16 protein-coding genes are annotated in these 14,062 nt (G+C 62.5%); 5 read left to right on the forward strand and 11 right to left on the reverse strand.

The window, feature by feature from the left end; translation table 11 throughout:
* Positions 1 to 28 precede the first annotated feature (28 nt).
* The 3 genes from AAEQ75_RS07260 to AAEQ75_RS07270 all read right to left on the reverse strand — a co-directional run bounded on the left by AAEQ75_RS07260 (position 29) and on the right by AAEQ75_RS07270 (position 2,824).
* Complete coding sequence (locus AAEQ75_RS07260; protein ID WP_179543645.1) at positions 29 to 847, reverse strand: ABC transporter permease; 819 nt, start codon at positions 845 to 847, stop codon at positions 29 to 31.
* 1 nt (position 848) lies between these two features.
* Positions 849 to 1,703: an ABC transporter permease gene (locus AAEQ75_RS07265; protein ID WP_045735794.1), complete on the reverse strand. Its 855-nt coding sequence runs from the start codon at positions 1,701 to 1,703 to the stop codon at positions 849 to 851.
* Between the two features lie 92 nt (positions 1,704 to 1,795).
* Positions 1,796 to 2,824, reverse strand: coding sequence for an ABC transporter substrate-binding protein (locus AAEQ75_RS07270; RefSeq protein ID WP_045735795.1), 1,029 nt, complete (start codon positions 2,822 to 2,824; stop codon positions 1,796 to 1,798).
* Positions 2,825 to 3,197: 373 nt separating this feature from the next.
* Between AAEQ75_RS07270 and AAEQ75_RS07275 the strand changes: the two genes are divergently transcribed.
* Positions 3,198 to 4,172, forward strand: coding sequence for a LysR substrate-binding domain-containing protein (locus AAEQ75_RS07275; RefSeq protein WP_045735796.1), 975 nt, complete (start codon positions 3,198 to 3,200; stop codon positions 4,170 to 4,172).
* Positions 4,173 to 4,190: 18 nt separating this feature from the next.
* Here the strand turns inward: AAEQ75_RS07275 and AAEQ75_RS07280 are convergent, their stop codons facing one another.
* The 7 genes from AAEQ75_RS07280 to AAEQ75_RS07310 form a co-directional block, all read right to left on the reverse strand.
* The gene (locus AAEQ75_RS07280; RefSeq protein WP_343351379.1) at positions 4,191 to 5,123 is read right to left on the reverse strand and encodes a 2-hydroxyacid dehydrogenase; all 933 of its coding nucleotides are present in this window, start codon (positions 5,121 to 5,123) and stop codon (positions 4,191 to 4,193) included.
* A complete protein-coding gene (locus AAEQ75_RS07285) occupies positions 5,120 to 5,566 on the reverse strand; it encodes a type II 3-dehydroquinate dehydratase (protein ID WP_343351380.1) in 447 nt (148 codons plus the stop codon). Before AAEQ75_RS07285 ends, AAEQ75_RS07280 begins: the two co-directional genes overlap by 4 nt.
* Positions 5,567 to 5,579: 13 nt before the next feature.
* Positions 5,580 to 6,194: a glutathione S-transferase gene (locus tag AAEQ75_RS07290; protein WP_343351381.1), complete on the reverse strand. Its 615-nt coding sequence runs from the start codon at positions 6,192 to 6,194 to the stop codon at positions 5,580 to 5,582.
* Positions 6,195 to 6,234: 40 nt separating this feature from the next.
* Complete coding sequence (locus AAEQ75_RS07295) at positions 6,235 to 7,233, reverse strand: NAD(P)H-quinone oxidoreductase (RefSeq protein ID WP_343351382.1); 999 nt, start codon at positions 7,231 to 7,233, stop codon at positions 6,235 to 6,237.
* A gap of 13 nt (positions 7,234 to 7,246) precedes the next feature.
* Complete coding sequence (locus AAEQ75_RS07300) at positions 7,247 to 8,404, reverse strand: ABC transporter ATP-binding protein (RefSeq protein WP_045735800.1); 1,158 nt, start codon at positions 8,402 to 8,404, stop codon at positions 7,247 to 7,249.
* A 31-nt stretch (positions 8,405 to 8,435) separates the two neighbouring features.
* Positions 8,436 to 8,861 (reverse strand): RidA family protein, encoded by a 426-nt coding sequence (locus tag AAEQ75_RS07305; protein WP_343351383.1) that lies wholly within the window; start codon positions 8,859 to 8,861, stop codon positions 8,436 to 8,438.
* A 364-nt stretch (positions 8,862 to 9,225) separates the two neighbouring features.
* Positions 9,226 to 10,137, reverse strand: a complete 912-nt coding sequence (locus tag AAEQ75_RS07310; protein ID WP_343351384.1) for a LysR family transcriptional regulator — start codon at positions 10,135 to 10,137, stop codon at positions 9,226 to 9,228.
* A 103-nt stretch (positions 10,138 to 10,240) separates the two neighbouring features.
* Between AAEQ75_RS07310 and AAEQ75_RS07315 the strand changes: the two genes are divergently transcribed.
* Positions 10,241 to 11,170 (forward strand): DMT family transporter, encoded by a 930-nt coding sequence (locus AAEQ75_RS07315; protein ID WP_343351385.1) that lies wholly within the window; start codon positions 10,241 to 10,243, stop codon positions 11,168 to 11,170.
* A 21-nt stretch (positions 11,171 to 11,191) separates the two neighbouring features.
* On the opposite strand, the gene AAEQ75_RS07320 is transcribed toward AAEQ75_RS07315, so the two are convergent.
* Positions 11,192 to 11,332 carry a hypothetical protein gene (locus AAEQ75_RS07320; protein ID WP_343351387.1) on the reverse strand — a complete coding sequence of 47 codons (141 nt, stop codon included), beginning with the start codon at positions 11,330 to 11,332 and terminating at the stop codon, positions 11,192 to 11,194.
* Positions 11,333 to 11,443: 111 nt separating this feature from the next.
* Between AAEQ75_RS07320 and modA the strand changes: the two genes are divergently transcribed.
* Genes modA through modC form a run of 3 tightly spaced genes read left to right on the forward strand, consistent with a single transcriptional unit; the run spans position 11,444 to position 14,055 of the window.
* Entirely contained in the window at positions 11,444 to 12,196 is a 753-nt protein-coding gene (gene modA, locus AAEQ75_RS07325) for a molybdate ABC transporter substrate-binding protein (RefSeq protein ID WP_343351388.1), read from the forward strand.
* Positions 12,197 to 12,250: 54 nt separating this feature from the next.
* Positions 12,251 to 12,931 carry a molybdate ABC transporter permease subunit gene (gene modB, locus AAEQ75_RS07330; protein WP_343351389.1) on the forward strand — a complete coding sequence of 227 codons (681 nt, stop codon included), beginning with the start codon at positions 12,251 to 12,253 and terminating at the stop codon, positions 12,929 to 12,931.
* The gene (gene modC, locus AAEQ75_RS07335; RefSeq protein ID WP_343351390.1) at positions 12,931 to 14,055 is read left to right on the forward strand and encodes a molybdenum ABC transporter ATP-binding protein; all 1,125 of its coding nucleotides are present in this window, start codon (positions 12,931 to 12,933) and stop codon (positions 14,053 to 14,055) included. The genes modB and modC overlap by 1 nt, the downstream gene beginning before the upstream one ends.
* Positions 14,056 to 14,062 lie beyond the last annotated feature (7 nt).

Below are 14,062 nucleotides of genomic sequence, written 5' to 3' on the forward strand. Positions count from 1 at the left end.
GGGCTGCGAAAGCCCGCGCAAGCGAGCGTCAGCGTGGCGACTCGACATTCAGCACTCGTCCAAGGCCAAGAAAGCGGTTGGCCAATGTCAGCAGGGAGGCCGTCGTGGCGATGTAGATCACCGACAGCGCCGCCAACGTAGGGTCGGCGAACTCACGCACGTAGTTGTACATGGCCACCGGCAGCGTCTGAGTCGCCTGCGTAGTCACGAACAGCGAGGCGGTGAACTCGTTGAACGACAGGATCGCGGCGAATAGCCAGCCACCGAACAAGCCAGGCAGCATCAGCGGCACGGTGATGGTCCAGACGACACGTAGCGGTGAGGCACCCAGACTGGCAGCAGCCAACTCGATCCGCTGCTCCAGGTTGTGCAACGACACGTAGAGGCTGCGCAGCACGAAGGGCAGCACCAGCACCACGTGACAGAAGATCACCAGGGCATAACCACGGCTCAGGTCGAGCTGCGCCACCAGCATCAGCAGGCCGAGACCGATGGTGAAATGCGGAATGAACAGCGGCGACATCAGCACGCCTTCGATCAGGCTCTTGAAGCGAAACTCGTAGCGATTGATGGCGATGGCCAGGGTCGTACCGATCACCACCGCCAGAGTCGAGGCCCAGGCGGTGACGATCAGCCCGGCATAGAAGCCGTTCTTGAAGTCGCTGTAATTCAGCGCCCGCTCGAACCAGCGCAGCGACCAGCCCTTGGGCGGGAAGAACAACACCGAGGTGCTGCTGAACGAGGAGATGAACACCACCACCGTCGGCAGCAGCACGAACATCAGGATCAGCGCGACCAGCAGTCGGCCCGCGTATCCCAGCCATTTATCGTGATTGGAACGCGTCATCTCAGTGCTCTCCAACGCGCTGCAGCGAGCGGCTCATGCGTTTCAGAGCAGCCAGCAGCAACAGGGTCATGATCAGACCGGCGACGCTCAAGGCCGCGGCGAACGGGAAGTTCAGCGAGGAGAAACCCAGTTGGTAGACCAGTGTGGCTACCGTGCTGACCTTGCCACCACCGATCAGCTGCGGTGTGGCGAACGCACTGAAGGTCCAGGCAAAAGCAGTGGTAACGCTGGCGACGATACCCGGCAGGGAAAGCGGCAGAGTGATGGTCAGGAACGTGTTGATCGGGCCAGCCCCCAGACTGGTGGCCGCCTTCTCATACGCGGTGTCGATGTGGGAAAGGCCGGTGGCGAGCATCAGCACCATGATCGGCATGGTCACATGCACCAGCGCCAGCACCACGCCGGTGTTGGTGAACATCAGTTGCAGCGGTTTGTCGATCAGCCCCATCGCCATCAGCAGGCTGTTGAGGAAGCCGCTGTTGCCCAGGACGATGATCCAGGAATAGGTGCGGACCACCTCGCCGAGAAACAGCGGGGTAATGGCGATGATCAGGATGCAGGACTTCAACCATGCGGTCTGGGTACGCACCAGCGCATAGGCCAGCGGATAACTCAGCAACAGACCGAACAACGCAGTCTTGAAGCTCAGGACGACCGTGTTGATGAAGGCATCGGCATACAGGCTCTTGAGCATGCCCTGGAAGTTGGCCAGGGTAAAACCACCGACCTCCAGCGAGCCTGGAATGTATGCGCGGACGCTGTACTGCAGCACGGTCAGCATGGCGATCGTCAGACCAAGAGCGGTCAGCGCCGATGGCAGCACGAACCACCGGACAAACGCAGGATTACGAGTCATGGGCGTTTCCGTTGAAAGCGGCCACATGCAGTGGCCGCGCAAAAGGACTCAGAGAAAGAAGGCGCGGGCATCGCCCGCGCCTGGACTGGCGATCAATGCGCCATGACGTTCTCAGAGAACCACTTGCGCCATTCAGCGGTTTTTTCCGCGCGCAGTTTCGGGTCGATATTCAGCGTCGCATCCCACTGCTCGGCCGTGGTCAGCATGCCCGGCAGCTTGGCGATTTCCGGGTCGACGGTGGCATTGGTGACCACCGGGCTGCCGCGGTTGATCTCGGCAATCTTCGCCTGTACTTCCGGCGACAGGGCGATGTTCATGAAGGTGTAGGCAAGGTCAGCGTGCTTGCTGCCCTTGTTGATGCCCATGGCATCAACACCCAGCACCGCGCCTTCCTTGGGCATGGCCAGCTTGATGTCCACGCCTTCCTCGATCATGTGATAAGCGTTCATCGACAGCAGCACCTGTACCGGGGTTTCACCAGTGGCGATGAGCTGCTGACTGTTGGCGTCGTTGGTGTAGAACGACTTGATGCTGGGCACCAGCGCCTTGAGCTTGTCCTGGCCTTTTTCCCAAGTGCTGGCATCAGCCCCGGACAGCTTGGCGGACACCGCGATGATATGGCTGGGATCGAAGTCAGGCAGCGCCAGGGTGGCCTTCAGCTCGGGCCGCCACAGGTCTGCCCAGGTCTCGAAGGTCTCGCCTTCCGGCACCAGATCCGGACGGTAACCGATGGTGTAGACGTAGCCCCAGACACCGATGTGGTTCGGGCTCAGTTGCGCCTGATGCACCAGGTTCTTGGCGTTGGGGATCTTGGCCATGTCCAGGTCTTCGAACAGCCCGTCGTTGGCGTACAACCAACCGACATGCGAGGTGGTGAAGGTCAGGTCGCTCTCGGCGGTGCCGGCCAGCTTGGCCTTGTTCAAGCGGTCGATGGTGCCGCCAGTGACGTACTCGACTTCGACGCCAGTCTGCTTGGTGAATTCGCGGCCGATGGCCTGATCGATCAGGTCACGGAAACTGCCGCCCCAAGTGCTGACAACCAGTTTGTCTGCAGCACTGGCGCTCACGGTCGCCAGCAAGCTGGCACTCAGCACGGTCAAGGCAAGGGCTTTACGCATCATTTTTCTGCTCCGGTTATGGGTCGTGCGTTCTGGCTTGTAAGGACATCGCGACGCGGTCTGATCTTCGTGCGGATCGGTTAGCGCCAGCGCCGCCCCGAAATGGGGCACAGGTAGGCATAACGTGGTGAATTCATAATGGCGGGGGCGTTCATTCGGGTAAAACAACCTTTACCCGTGCTCTTGCGTAAGAATTTCCTATGCAGCCACAAGCTGCGATCTGACAAGCTTCCAGGCCTGTCGCAGGCATATCCGCCAATGGCTCGGCAGTGAAATCAGCCTTTCTACCGCTCAGGCCACCGGCACGGACCTTGCGTTAGTGAGCGCTGACCAAGGCGCTGCCTGGTTCTGCCAAACCATTGCTCAGAGAGTTCTTATGCTTAGTCGAATCACCCAACGACAACTGGAGTACTTCGTCGCGTCAGGCGAGGCCGGCAGTCTGCTCGGGGCATCGGAACGCCTCCATGTATCGTCCCCGTCGATCTCGGCGGCAGTCAGTCACATCGAGTCAGAACTGGGTGTGCAGCTGTTCGTACGCCATCATGCCCAAGGCGTTTCACTGACCGCGGTCGGCCGTCAGGTGATGAAAGAGGCCAAGCTGATCCTCGACCAGGTGAACAACCTGTACACCATCGCCTCGGAGTCGCTGAACAGCATTCGCGGCCCCTTGCGCGTCGGCTGCCTGGAGTCGCTGGCACCGATGATCACGCCAGACCTGGTGTTCGGCTTTGGCCGCGCATTTCCCGGCGTTCGTATCAGCCAGTACGAGGGCAACCATGAGGAGCTACTGAGCAAACTGCGCAACGCCGATATCGATATCGCCCTGACCTATGACCTGACCGCCAGCGACGACATTGAATTCCAGGCACTGGCGCAGCTGCCGCCCTATGTGATGGTTGGCGAACACCACCCACTTGCGAACCTGCCCGCAGTGACGCTGGACGATCTGGAAACCCACCCGATGGTCCTGCTGGACATCCCGGTAAGCCGCGAATATTTCCTCGGCCTGTTCATGCCCGCCGGTGTCACGCCAAACATCGTGATGCGCTCGAGCAACCTCGAGGTAGTAAGGGCGATGGTCGCCAATGGCGTGGGCTACAGCATCGCCAACGTGCGACCGAAGGCCAATCTGTCACAGGATGGCAAGCGCCTGATCCGCGTCCGCCTGGCCGGTGAGCATCGGCCCATGCGCCTGGGCTACGCGGTGACCAGGAACACGCAACTGTCACGTGTCGTCAGCGCCTTCGCCGAACGTTGCCGGATGTTCATTTCCGATCAATACATCCCAGGCATGGCGGCACCGAGCTTTTTCGACCCGCACTCGGTGCGCATGCTCAAGGATGTGAGCTGATCACGGCCTTGGCAGACCCTAGTAGCCGCGTGCAGGGTCGACCTGATGCAGCACTGCCTCGCCACGCTGAAGACGCAGGATATTGTCGGCAATCTGCCTGGCCGCCGACTCGGGTATGGCCACAGAGGCCAGATGCGGAGTGATCAGCACATTTGTCATCCCCCAGAGCGGATCTTCAGGCGGTAATGGCTCGCGATCGAAGACATCCAAGGTCGCCTCGGCGATCCGCCCACTCCCCAGCGCCTCTGTCAGCGCCTGCTGATCGACCACGGCCCCGCGCGAGACATTGATGAAGCAACTGCCAGGCGGTAGCAGCGCGAGCCGGCGAGCATCCAGCAAGCCACGAGTCTCCGAGGTCAGCGGCAGCATCACAACGAGTATTTCACTATCAGCGATGAAGCTGTCCAGGCAATCCAGACCGCTGTAGCAACGCACGCCTTCGAGCTGCTTGGCCGAACGCGACCAACCACTCACAGTGAACCCCTGACGCACCAACTCAGCGGCGGCGTAGGCGCCCAGTTCACCTAGACCAAGTACACCGACCCGCACGCTTTGCGGCAGGCGTGGGTGCAGATAATGCCAGCGCCGCTGACGCTGAGCCTGTTCGAAAGCCGGGATGTCACGGGTATAGCGCAGTACGGCGAACAGCACATAGCTGGCCATCATGCGCCCCATGTTCGGGTCGGACAGGCGAGTAATCGGAATGGCTGGGAGATCGTCTCGACCGACCAGCGAGTCGACACCTGCGCCCAGGTTTATCAGCAGTTGCAGGTTGCGGTAACGGGCGAAGAAACCCAGAGGCGGCTTCCAGGCAAGGGCATAGAGCACGCTGTCCGGATCCTCTACATCCTGCTCCTGACAGATGCGTATCTCCGGTAGCAAGGGTGCGAGCAACGCCTGCCATTGCTCGAAACTATCGAACTGACTGTAGAACACCAATGTCGGGCTCATGCCTGTTCCTCCAGCAGTTCAGCCACGCTGGACAACGCCAGGCGATAGCCCCGCACGCCCAGACCAGCGATGACACCTGTAGCAGCCTTGGACACATAGGAGTGATGACGAAAGCTCTCGCGCTTCCAGATATTGCTCATGTGCACCTCGATGATCGGTCCCTCGAAAGCAAGCAGCGCATCGAGAATCGGCACCGAGCTGTAAGTCAGCCCAGCAGCGTTGATGATGACGGCGTCGGCACTCAGGCGTGCCTCCTGAATCCAGTCCACCAGCACACCTTCATGGTTGCTCTGGCGAAACTCCAGTTGCAGCCCCAGCTGCGCAGCGTGGGCCTGGCAACGTTGCTCGATGCTGGCGAAGCTCTCGCTGCCATAGGTGCCGTTCTTGTCCAGCCCATAGAGGTTGGCATTCGGGCCATTGAGGAAAAATACGCGGTACAACATGGACACTCCTGGGTCAGGCCACCGGCCGGGTGGCAAACATGGCCGGGTGTTGTTCAAATTCGGCGAACCACTTGGCAGTGGCCGGGTGCTCGCTGCGCCAGTCGAACTCGGCGAAACGGAAGTCCAGATAGCCCAGCCCGCAACCAATGGTGATCAAGCCGATGTCATCCGGCTCGCTGCGCCAATGCGCGGCTTGAGTTTCGATCTCACCCAGGACGGCGTTGATCTTGCCCAACTGGGCCTCGACCCATGCGGACCAGTGTTTTTCCGGAGGTCGGGCAGTAGCCTCGTAACGGGCCAGCAGCGCCGCATCGAGCAGGCCATCACCCAGTGCCTGACGAACCAGACTGGTCCAGCGCTCAGGTCCTTTGGCGGGAAACAAGGCACCGTCGACCGAGGCGTTCAGGTATTCGCAGATCACCCGGCTGTCGTACAGCGACACACCGTCGGGGGTCTGCAGGGCCGGGATCTTGGCCAGCGGGTTGAAACGCGCGATGCGCTCGTCACGCTGGATCGGATGAGCCGCCGAGTCGAGTTTCTCGATTTGCTCAATCAGGCCCAGGACGTGGGCGACGACCATGACCTTACGCACATAGGGGGAGGTCGAGGCGTAATACAGTTTGTACATGGGGGTTCCTGTCGTAAGCCGACGTTGCGGGCCGATCCTGTTACAGCGAATCCGGGATCAGTAGCACCTTGCCGATGTTCTCGTTCGCTTCCAGCACGCGATGAGCTTCGGCCGCCTGCTGCAAGGGCAAGCGAGCATGAATCAGCGGACGCACCTTGCCTGCTGCCAGCCAGGGCAGCATCTGCTCGGTGATGGCAGTAGCCAGGCGCGCTTTCTCGGCGCTGCTCTTGGGCCGCAAGGTCGATGAGGTCAGGCTGAGGCTCTTGCGCATCAGCAGCAGCAGATCCAGCTCGATCTTCGCCCCCTGCATGAACGACAGACTGATATGACGCCCGCCCGCCGCCATCGCAGCCAGGTTGCGCGCCACGTAGTCGCCGCCGACGTTATCCAGCACCACGTCGACGCCATGGCCCTCGGTGCACTGCTCGACCACTTCGACGAAATCTTCCTCGTAGCGGTCAACGGCCCGCCACACGCCCAGCGCTTTCAGTGCCTCCACCTTCTGCGCCCCACCTGCGGTGGCAATCACCTTGGCACCTGCCGCATGGGCACACTGAATGGCAAAGGTGCCGACGCCACTGGCTGCGCCATGAATCAGCAGCACCTCGCCGGCTTGCAGGCGGCCTAGCTCGAACAGGTTGTGCCAGACCGTGAATGCAGCTTCCGGCACGCCGGCGGCCTCTGCCAGATCTAGCTCTGCCGGAACAGGCAAACAGTGTGCAGCCGTGGCAATGCAATATTGCGCATAGCCGCCACCGTTGAGCAGCGCCATGACCCGGTCACCCGGAGTAAAGCCGCTCACGCCCTCGCCTACCGCGACCACTGTGCCTGCAGCTTCGAGCCCGAGAATATCGGGCGCGCCAGGTGGCAACGGTGCTCCGCTGCGCTGCATCAGATCCGGGCGATTGACCCCCGCAGCCGCGACCTTGATCAGCAGCTCGCCGGCGCCCACTGCAGGTAACTGGCGCAGCACGCCATCGAGCACTTCAGGACCACCCGGCTCGCGGGCAATCACGGCGTTCATCGTTTCAGCAATCACAGGACTGTCCATTTCAATGGGTAGGCTGGGTTTCAGCCGCGAAGGCGCAGACGCCTTCGTTATCGAACGCCAAACCACTGACCGCACCAACCGGCCAGCGGGTGAGGGATTCCAGACCGGACTGGCGCACGAACAGGCGCGTATTGCCCAGCGACGGAACATCCAGATGGATATCGACGTGATCGCCCTGGAACACATGATTGACCACCGTGCCACTGAGCAGAGCCTCAGCGCCTAGCGGCACCAGGCGGATATTCTCCGGCCGCGCGTAGACGTCCAGACGCGAGCCGACCGGGCCATGGACATGCGTGGCAGGCAGGCGCAGGGTGGCGTCACCCAGTTCCACACAGGCGCTGTCATCACGACTCAGGTAACGGCCAGGCAGAATGTTGGCATCGCCGACGAAGCTGGCCACGAACGGATCTTCAGGGTTGCGATAGATCGCGTCTGGCGTGCCGATCTGACGGATATGACCAGCCGACATGACCACCACTCGGTCGCTCATGCTCAAGGCTTCACCCTGATCATGGGTCACGAATACCGTGGTTACGCCCAGCTTGCGCTGGATGTCCTTGAGCTCGATCTGCATCGACAGCCTGAGGTTCTTGTCCAGTGCCGAGAAAGGCTCATCGAGCAACAACACCTTGGGCCGAATGACCAACGCACGGGCCAGCGCGACACGCTGCTGCTGACCACCGGAGAGCTCACGCGGCTTGCGCTCGCCGTAACCACTCAGCTTCACCAGTGCCAAGGCCTGTTCCACACGCTCGGCGATTTCGGCCTTTGCCACACCACGCATGCGCAGGCCGTAGCCGACGTTCTTCGCCACGTTCATATGCGGAAACAGGGCATAGTTCTGGAAGACGATGCCGATCTCGCGCTGATAAGGCGGCGTCTCGGTAACCAGTTGGCCATCGATGAATATCTCGCCGTTATCGGCCTCGGCGAAGCCTGCCATGAGGTTCAACAGCGTGGTCTTGCCACAGCCGGATGGCCCCAGGAGGGTGATGAATTCCCCTTCCTGGATTTTCAGGGACACTTTCTGCAGGGCAATCGAATTGCCGAAGCGCTTCAACACACCATCGAGCTGAACCGCGACATTGCTACTGGGCGCCGTGGCTGCTTCGGTATCGGGTGTTGGATAGAGAGTCTTGATCTGTGCAGTCGCCATGGGCGCTCCGATTTACGAATGGGCTAACGAGTCAGGCTACGGGCCAGTCATCCGGGATAACGGCAATCACATCGATCTCCATCAGCCACTGCGGCTGGGCGAGCCCCGACACCACCAGCCCGGTGGAGATCGGAAAGACGCCCTTGAGCCATTTGCCGACCTCCTTGTAGACGGCCTCGCGGTATCGCGGGTCGATGATGTAGGTGGTCGTCTTGACGACATGGGAGAGGTCCGAACCCGCTTCCTCGAGCAGTTGCTTGACGTTCTTCATCGCCTGTTCGGCCTGAGCCTGCGGATCTCCAAGGCCAACGAGATTGCCTTCGAAGTCGGTACCGACCTGACCGCGCACGTAGACTGTGTTGCCGGCACGCACGGCCTGGCACAGGTCGTTGTCGAGCGACTGATTGGGGTAGGTCTGCTTGGTGTTGAACATGCGAATACGGGTATGGGTGGGCATGCCTGGCGACTCTGCTATGACGTGTTCAGCCAAGCTTCACATTGCTGACAGACCAGAGAAACCAGCATTTGCCGCGAGTGGTGATTAGGAAAATCTGAACCGCACTCGCACCGTAGCGCATCGGATCTACGCCATCGCCAGAGAGCAGGGCTAGGACAGCCCCAGCGCCTTCACCGCCCTGTTCGGTCAGCCTGGCGGCCAGCCAGTTCTTCAAGTGATTCGCGGTGGGCGGTTCTTGAGCGGCGCTTGTCGCGGCTACGACTGCATGGATGCAGGAGGTAGAGCGAAGCAGGATGCCAGAGCCGAAAGCCCCTCCCACACTGCACGCGTCAACACCGGAACGCAGCCGCTCAAGCCTCCTACGTCATACGTCCAGGCTGTCGCCGGATGGCGGCTCGGGGGAGAGGTAGCTGACCAGTTGCCGCGCATGGGATGACAGTACCTCCCAGCTGCGCACGCACAGGCGTAATTCGCGGGTGGCCCAGACATCCTCCAGCATCACCACCGTCACCGGCAGTTCCTGGGCGAAGCGGGTCGCGGCCACCTCGGGCAGCATGGACACGCCAACGCCCTGCGCCACCAGTTGGGCGATGGCGTCGAAGCTCGGCGCGCGCACGCGCACCTTCAGCGGCAAGGCGTTGCGCACCGCCATGTACTCGATGAAACGCTGCATCGCGCGCTCGGCGGGCAGGCAGACGAAGGGGTAGTTGAGTGCACTGCGCAGCGAGGCCGGGCGTTGCTCGATCAACGCATGGCCATGCGGTACCAGCAGCACCAGGCGGTCGTTGCGAAATGGCAGCGACAGCAGGTCATCGGTGGCCAGGTTGCCGTCGTAGACACCGATGTCGATGCTGCCTTCCCGCGCGGCCTGCAGCACATCCTTGCTGTTGTACTCGGCCAGTTGCAGATCCACCTCGGGGTAGTCGGCCAGGAACGGTCCGAGCGCCGCCGGCAGGAAGGTGCTGTTGGCCACCGTGGAGGCCGCCAGGCGCAGGGTGATGCGCCGCTCGCCGTTGAGTTCCTGCAGGGTTTCGCTGAACTGGCGGGCCTCCTTCAGCACGCCCTGGCAGGCTTCCAGCACCAGGCGTCCGGCGGGGGTCAGGCTCATGCCATCGCTGCTGCGCACGAACAGCGTCAGCCCGCAGCGTTCCTCGAACAGGCGCAGGCGGGTGCTGGCCGCCGACACGGCAACGGGAAAGGTCGCCGCCGCCTTGCTCAGGCTGCCGGTTGCAGCAACCGCCGCGATCAGGCGGAGGTCGGGCAAGTCGAAATGCATGAAGCCTTCTCCAAAACAGAAAGCCATCTTCGTGAAATTGCGATTCTGGCCGCGTAGCTTTCCACTCAGAATAACAGCTCACTCCCCTGCCGCAGCCCTGCTCATGAATGCTCTGACCGCCTCGTACCGACGCAGCCTGGACAACGGCGTGCTGTTCGCCGTGCTCTCGGCCACCGGCTTCAGCCTGAAAGCCGTGTTCGTCAAACTCGCCTACGCCGCCGCGCCGGTGGACGCCATCACCGTATTGAGTCTGCGCATGGGCCTGGCCCTACCACTATTCGCCTGGCTGCTGTGGCTGAGCCGTGGCACCGGGCAAGCGCGGCTGTCAGCGAAGGACTGGGCGCACGTTCTGCTGCTGGGGATGCTCGGTTACTACCTGTCGAGCCTGTTCGACTTCTACGGCCTGCAATACATCAGCGCCGGGCTGGAGCGGCTGATCCTGTTCACCTATCCGACGCTGGTGCTGCTGTTGCAGATGCTGGCGCTGGGCGAGCGACCGGGCCCGCGTACCTTCCTGGCCATGGGCCTGTGCTACCTGGGCCTGGGCATCGCCCTGGTGCATGACATCCGCGTGGAAGGCGACAGCGAGCAGATTCTGCTGGGGGCCGCCTGGGTGTTCGCCAGCGCGGTGACCTACGCCTTGTATTACCTGGGCACAGGCGTGGTGATTCGACGGGTCGGCTCTATGCGCCTGGCCGGGCTGGCCGGCGGCTCCTCGGCGATCATGGTGCTGATCCACTACGCCATCAGCGGTGAGCCGACGCAACTGGCGAGCCTGCCGAGCCAGGTATGGCTGTACAGCGCGCTGATGGCGGTGCTGTCGACGGTGCTGCCGATCTACTGGATGGCGCTGGCCATCCAGCGCATGGGCGCCAGCCATACCGCGGTGTTCGGCAACCTGGGCCCGGTGCTGACGATGTTCGCCGCCTGGACGCTGCTCGGCGAGGCCATCAGCCTGTACCAGATCGCCGGCCTGGCGCTGGTGCTATTGGGTGTCTCGCGCCTGTCGGCGAGCAAGCGCAAGACGGGCTGAGCCAGGGTCAGCCCTGGCGGATCAGATCGGCCGCCTTCTCGCCGACATGATGTACGACGCGTTGGTGTTGCCTTTGATCAGCGTCGGCATGATCGAGGCGTCGGCCACTCCGTCGCGCAGCAGGCGCTCGACTTCGCAGCGGTGCGCACGAATATCGTCCACGGGAACAGACCTCAATAGCGCTATATACAAAAAAACATAACGATGTAGGATTGCCGCATTCAGACCTGCCGCCAGGGTCGAGCCAACACCCGATAACGATAAGGAATTCCCATGCTCAAGCCTCTCCAGCACGGTTTACTCGCCCTCGGTCTGATCTTCACCAGCGGCGCCATCGCCGATGAAGTGAAGGTCGCGGTCGCCGCCAACTTCACCGCCCCCATGCAGGCCATCGCCCCGGCGTTCGAGAAAGCCACCGGGCACAGCCTGGTGGCCTCCTTCGGCGCCACCGGGCAGTTCTATGCGCAGATCCAGAACGGCGCGCCGTTCGATGTGCTGCTCAGCGCCGACGACACAACACCGGCCAAGCTGGAAAGCGAAGGGGTGACGGTGCCCGGCTCGCGCTTCACCTACGCCATCGGCAGCCTGGTGCTGTGGTCGGCTGACGCCCACTACCTCGACGGTACGGGCGCGGCATTGAAAGCCGGGCAGTTCAAGCACCTGTCCATCGCCAACCCGAAGGCCGCGCCCTATGGCCTGGCGGCGACCCAGGTGCTGGCCAAGCTAGGGCTGAGCGAGGCGGTCAAGGGCAAGCTGGTGGAAGGCCAGAACATCACCCAGGCGCACCAGTTCGTCTCCACCGGCAACGCCGAACTGGGCTTCGTCGCCCTGTCGCAGGTGTACAAGGGCGGTCAGGTCAGCAGCGGCTCGGCCTGGATCGTCCCGGACGATATGTACGACCCGATCAAACAGGACGCGGTGATTCTCAAGCAGGGCGCGAACAATCCGGCAGCGGCGGCACTGGTGGAGTACCTGAAAGGCCCGGAAGCGGCCAAGGTGATCAAGTCGTTCGGTTATAAGCTGTAATAGCCGTGGCCCGGATCGCATCCGGGCCACGTCTGCCACTTCCGGAATTTCTGCATGACGCTGTCGAAGAATGACCTCGACGCCATCCTCCTGACTCTGGAGTTGGCCTCACTGACCACCGTACTGCTGCTGATCATCGGCACGCCGATTGCCCTGTGGCTGGCGCGCACCGACTCCTGGCTCAAGCGCCCGGTCGGCGCGGTGGTGGCGCTACCGCTGGTGCTGCCGCCGACGGTGATCGGTTTCTACCTGCTGGTGAGCATGGGGCCCAATGGTTTCTTCGGTCAGCTGACGCAGAGCCTCGGTCTCGGTACCTTCACCTTCACGTTCACCGGCCTGCTGATCGGCTCGATCTTCTATTCGCTGCCCTTCGTCGTGCAGCCGTTGCAGAACGCTTTCGAGGCCATCGGCCGTGGCCCGCTGGAAGCGGCCGCGACCTTGCGCGCCAACCCCTGGGACAGTTTCTTCAGCGTGGTGCTGCCACTGGCCCGCCCAGGCTTCATCACCGCCGCCATTCTCAGCTTTGCCCATACCGTCGGTGAGTTCGGCGTGGTGCTGATGATCGGTGGCAACATCCCCGGCAAGACCCAGGTGGTGTCTGTGCAGATCTACAACCACGTGGAAACCATGAACTACGCCCAGGCGCACTGGCTGGCTGGCGGCATGGTGGCGTTTTCCTTCATCGTTCTGCTCACGCTGTACAGCGGGCGCAGTAGCCGGATGAGGGCACTGTGATGTTCGGTTTCGGCAAAGCCCCACCACCTGCCGTTCACGACGACGGGCGCATTCGCGCGCGCTTTGTGGTCAAGCATCCGGGCTTCGCTCTGGATGTCGATCTCGACCTGCCTGGGCGCGGCGTCAGTGCGCTGTTCGGCCACTCCGGCTCGGGCAAGACCAGCTGCCTGCGCTGCTTCGCCGGGCTGGATCGCCCGCAGCAGGGCTACCTGCAGGTAGCCGGTGAGCTCTGGCAGGACAGCAAGCGCGGTTTCTTCCTCCCCGCGCACAAGCGCGCCATCGGCTACGTGTTCCAGGACGCCAACCTGTTCCCGCACCTGAGCGTGCGCAAGAATCTGGAATACGGTCAGCGGCGCATCCCTGCCTCGCAACGCAAAGTGGCGCTGGAGCAGGCGCTGCAGTTGCTGGGCATCGGCCACCTGCTCGAGCGCATGCCCTCGGCGCTGTCCGGCGGCGAACGCCAGCGCGTCGGCATCGCACGCGCGCTGGTCACCAGCCCGCGCCTGCTGCTGATGGACGAACCGCTGGCTTCGCTCGACCTCAAACGCAAGCACGAAGTCCTGCCGTATCTGCAGCGGCTGCACGAGGAGCTGGACATCCCCGTGCTCTATGTCAGCCATGCGCCAGACGAAGTTGCGCGCCTGGCAGACCATCTGGTGCTGCTCGACGAAGGCCAGGTGCGCGCCAGCGGCCCGCTCAAGGAGACCCTGTTGCGCGCCGATCTGCCGTTCGCCAGCGATGACGAGGCCGAAGCGGTGATCGACGGCCAGGTCTGTGGCCACGATGCCGCCTACGATCTGCTGCAACTGAACCTTCCCGGCAGCGAAGCCCGCCTGCGCCTACCCCATGCAGCGCTGCCCAGCGGGCATCGGGTACGGGTGAAGATCAAGGCGCGCGACGTCAGTCTCAGCCTGCAACGTGCCGAAGGCAGCAGCCTGCTCAACCTGCTGCCGGTGCGGGTCGATGGCTGGCAGGCGCTGGACGCGCAGATGCTGTTGACCCTGCGCATCGGCGATCAGCGCCTGCTGGCGCGAATCACCCGCTACTCCTTCGATCAGTTAGGCATTCACGCCGGCCAGGCGCTGTGGGCGCAGATCAAGTCGGTGTCGCTGCTGGCGCCGTAATTCTTGG

The organism is Pseudomonas sediminis, from assembly GCF_039555755.1.
GTDB lineage: Bacteria > Pseudomonadota > Gammaproteobacteria > Pseudomonadales > Pseudomonadaceae > Aquipseudomonas > Aquipseudomonas mendocina_D.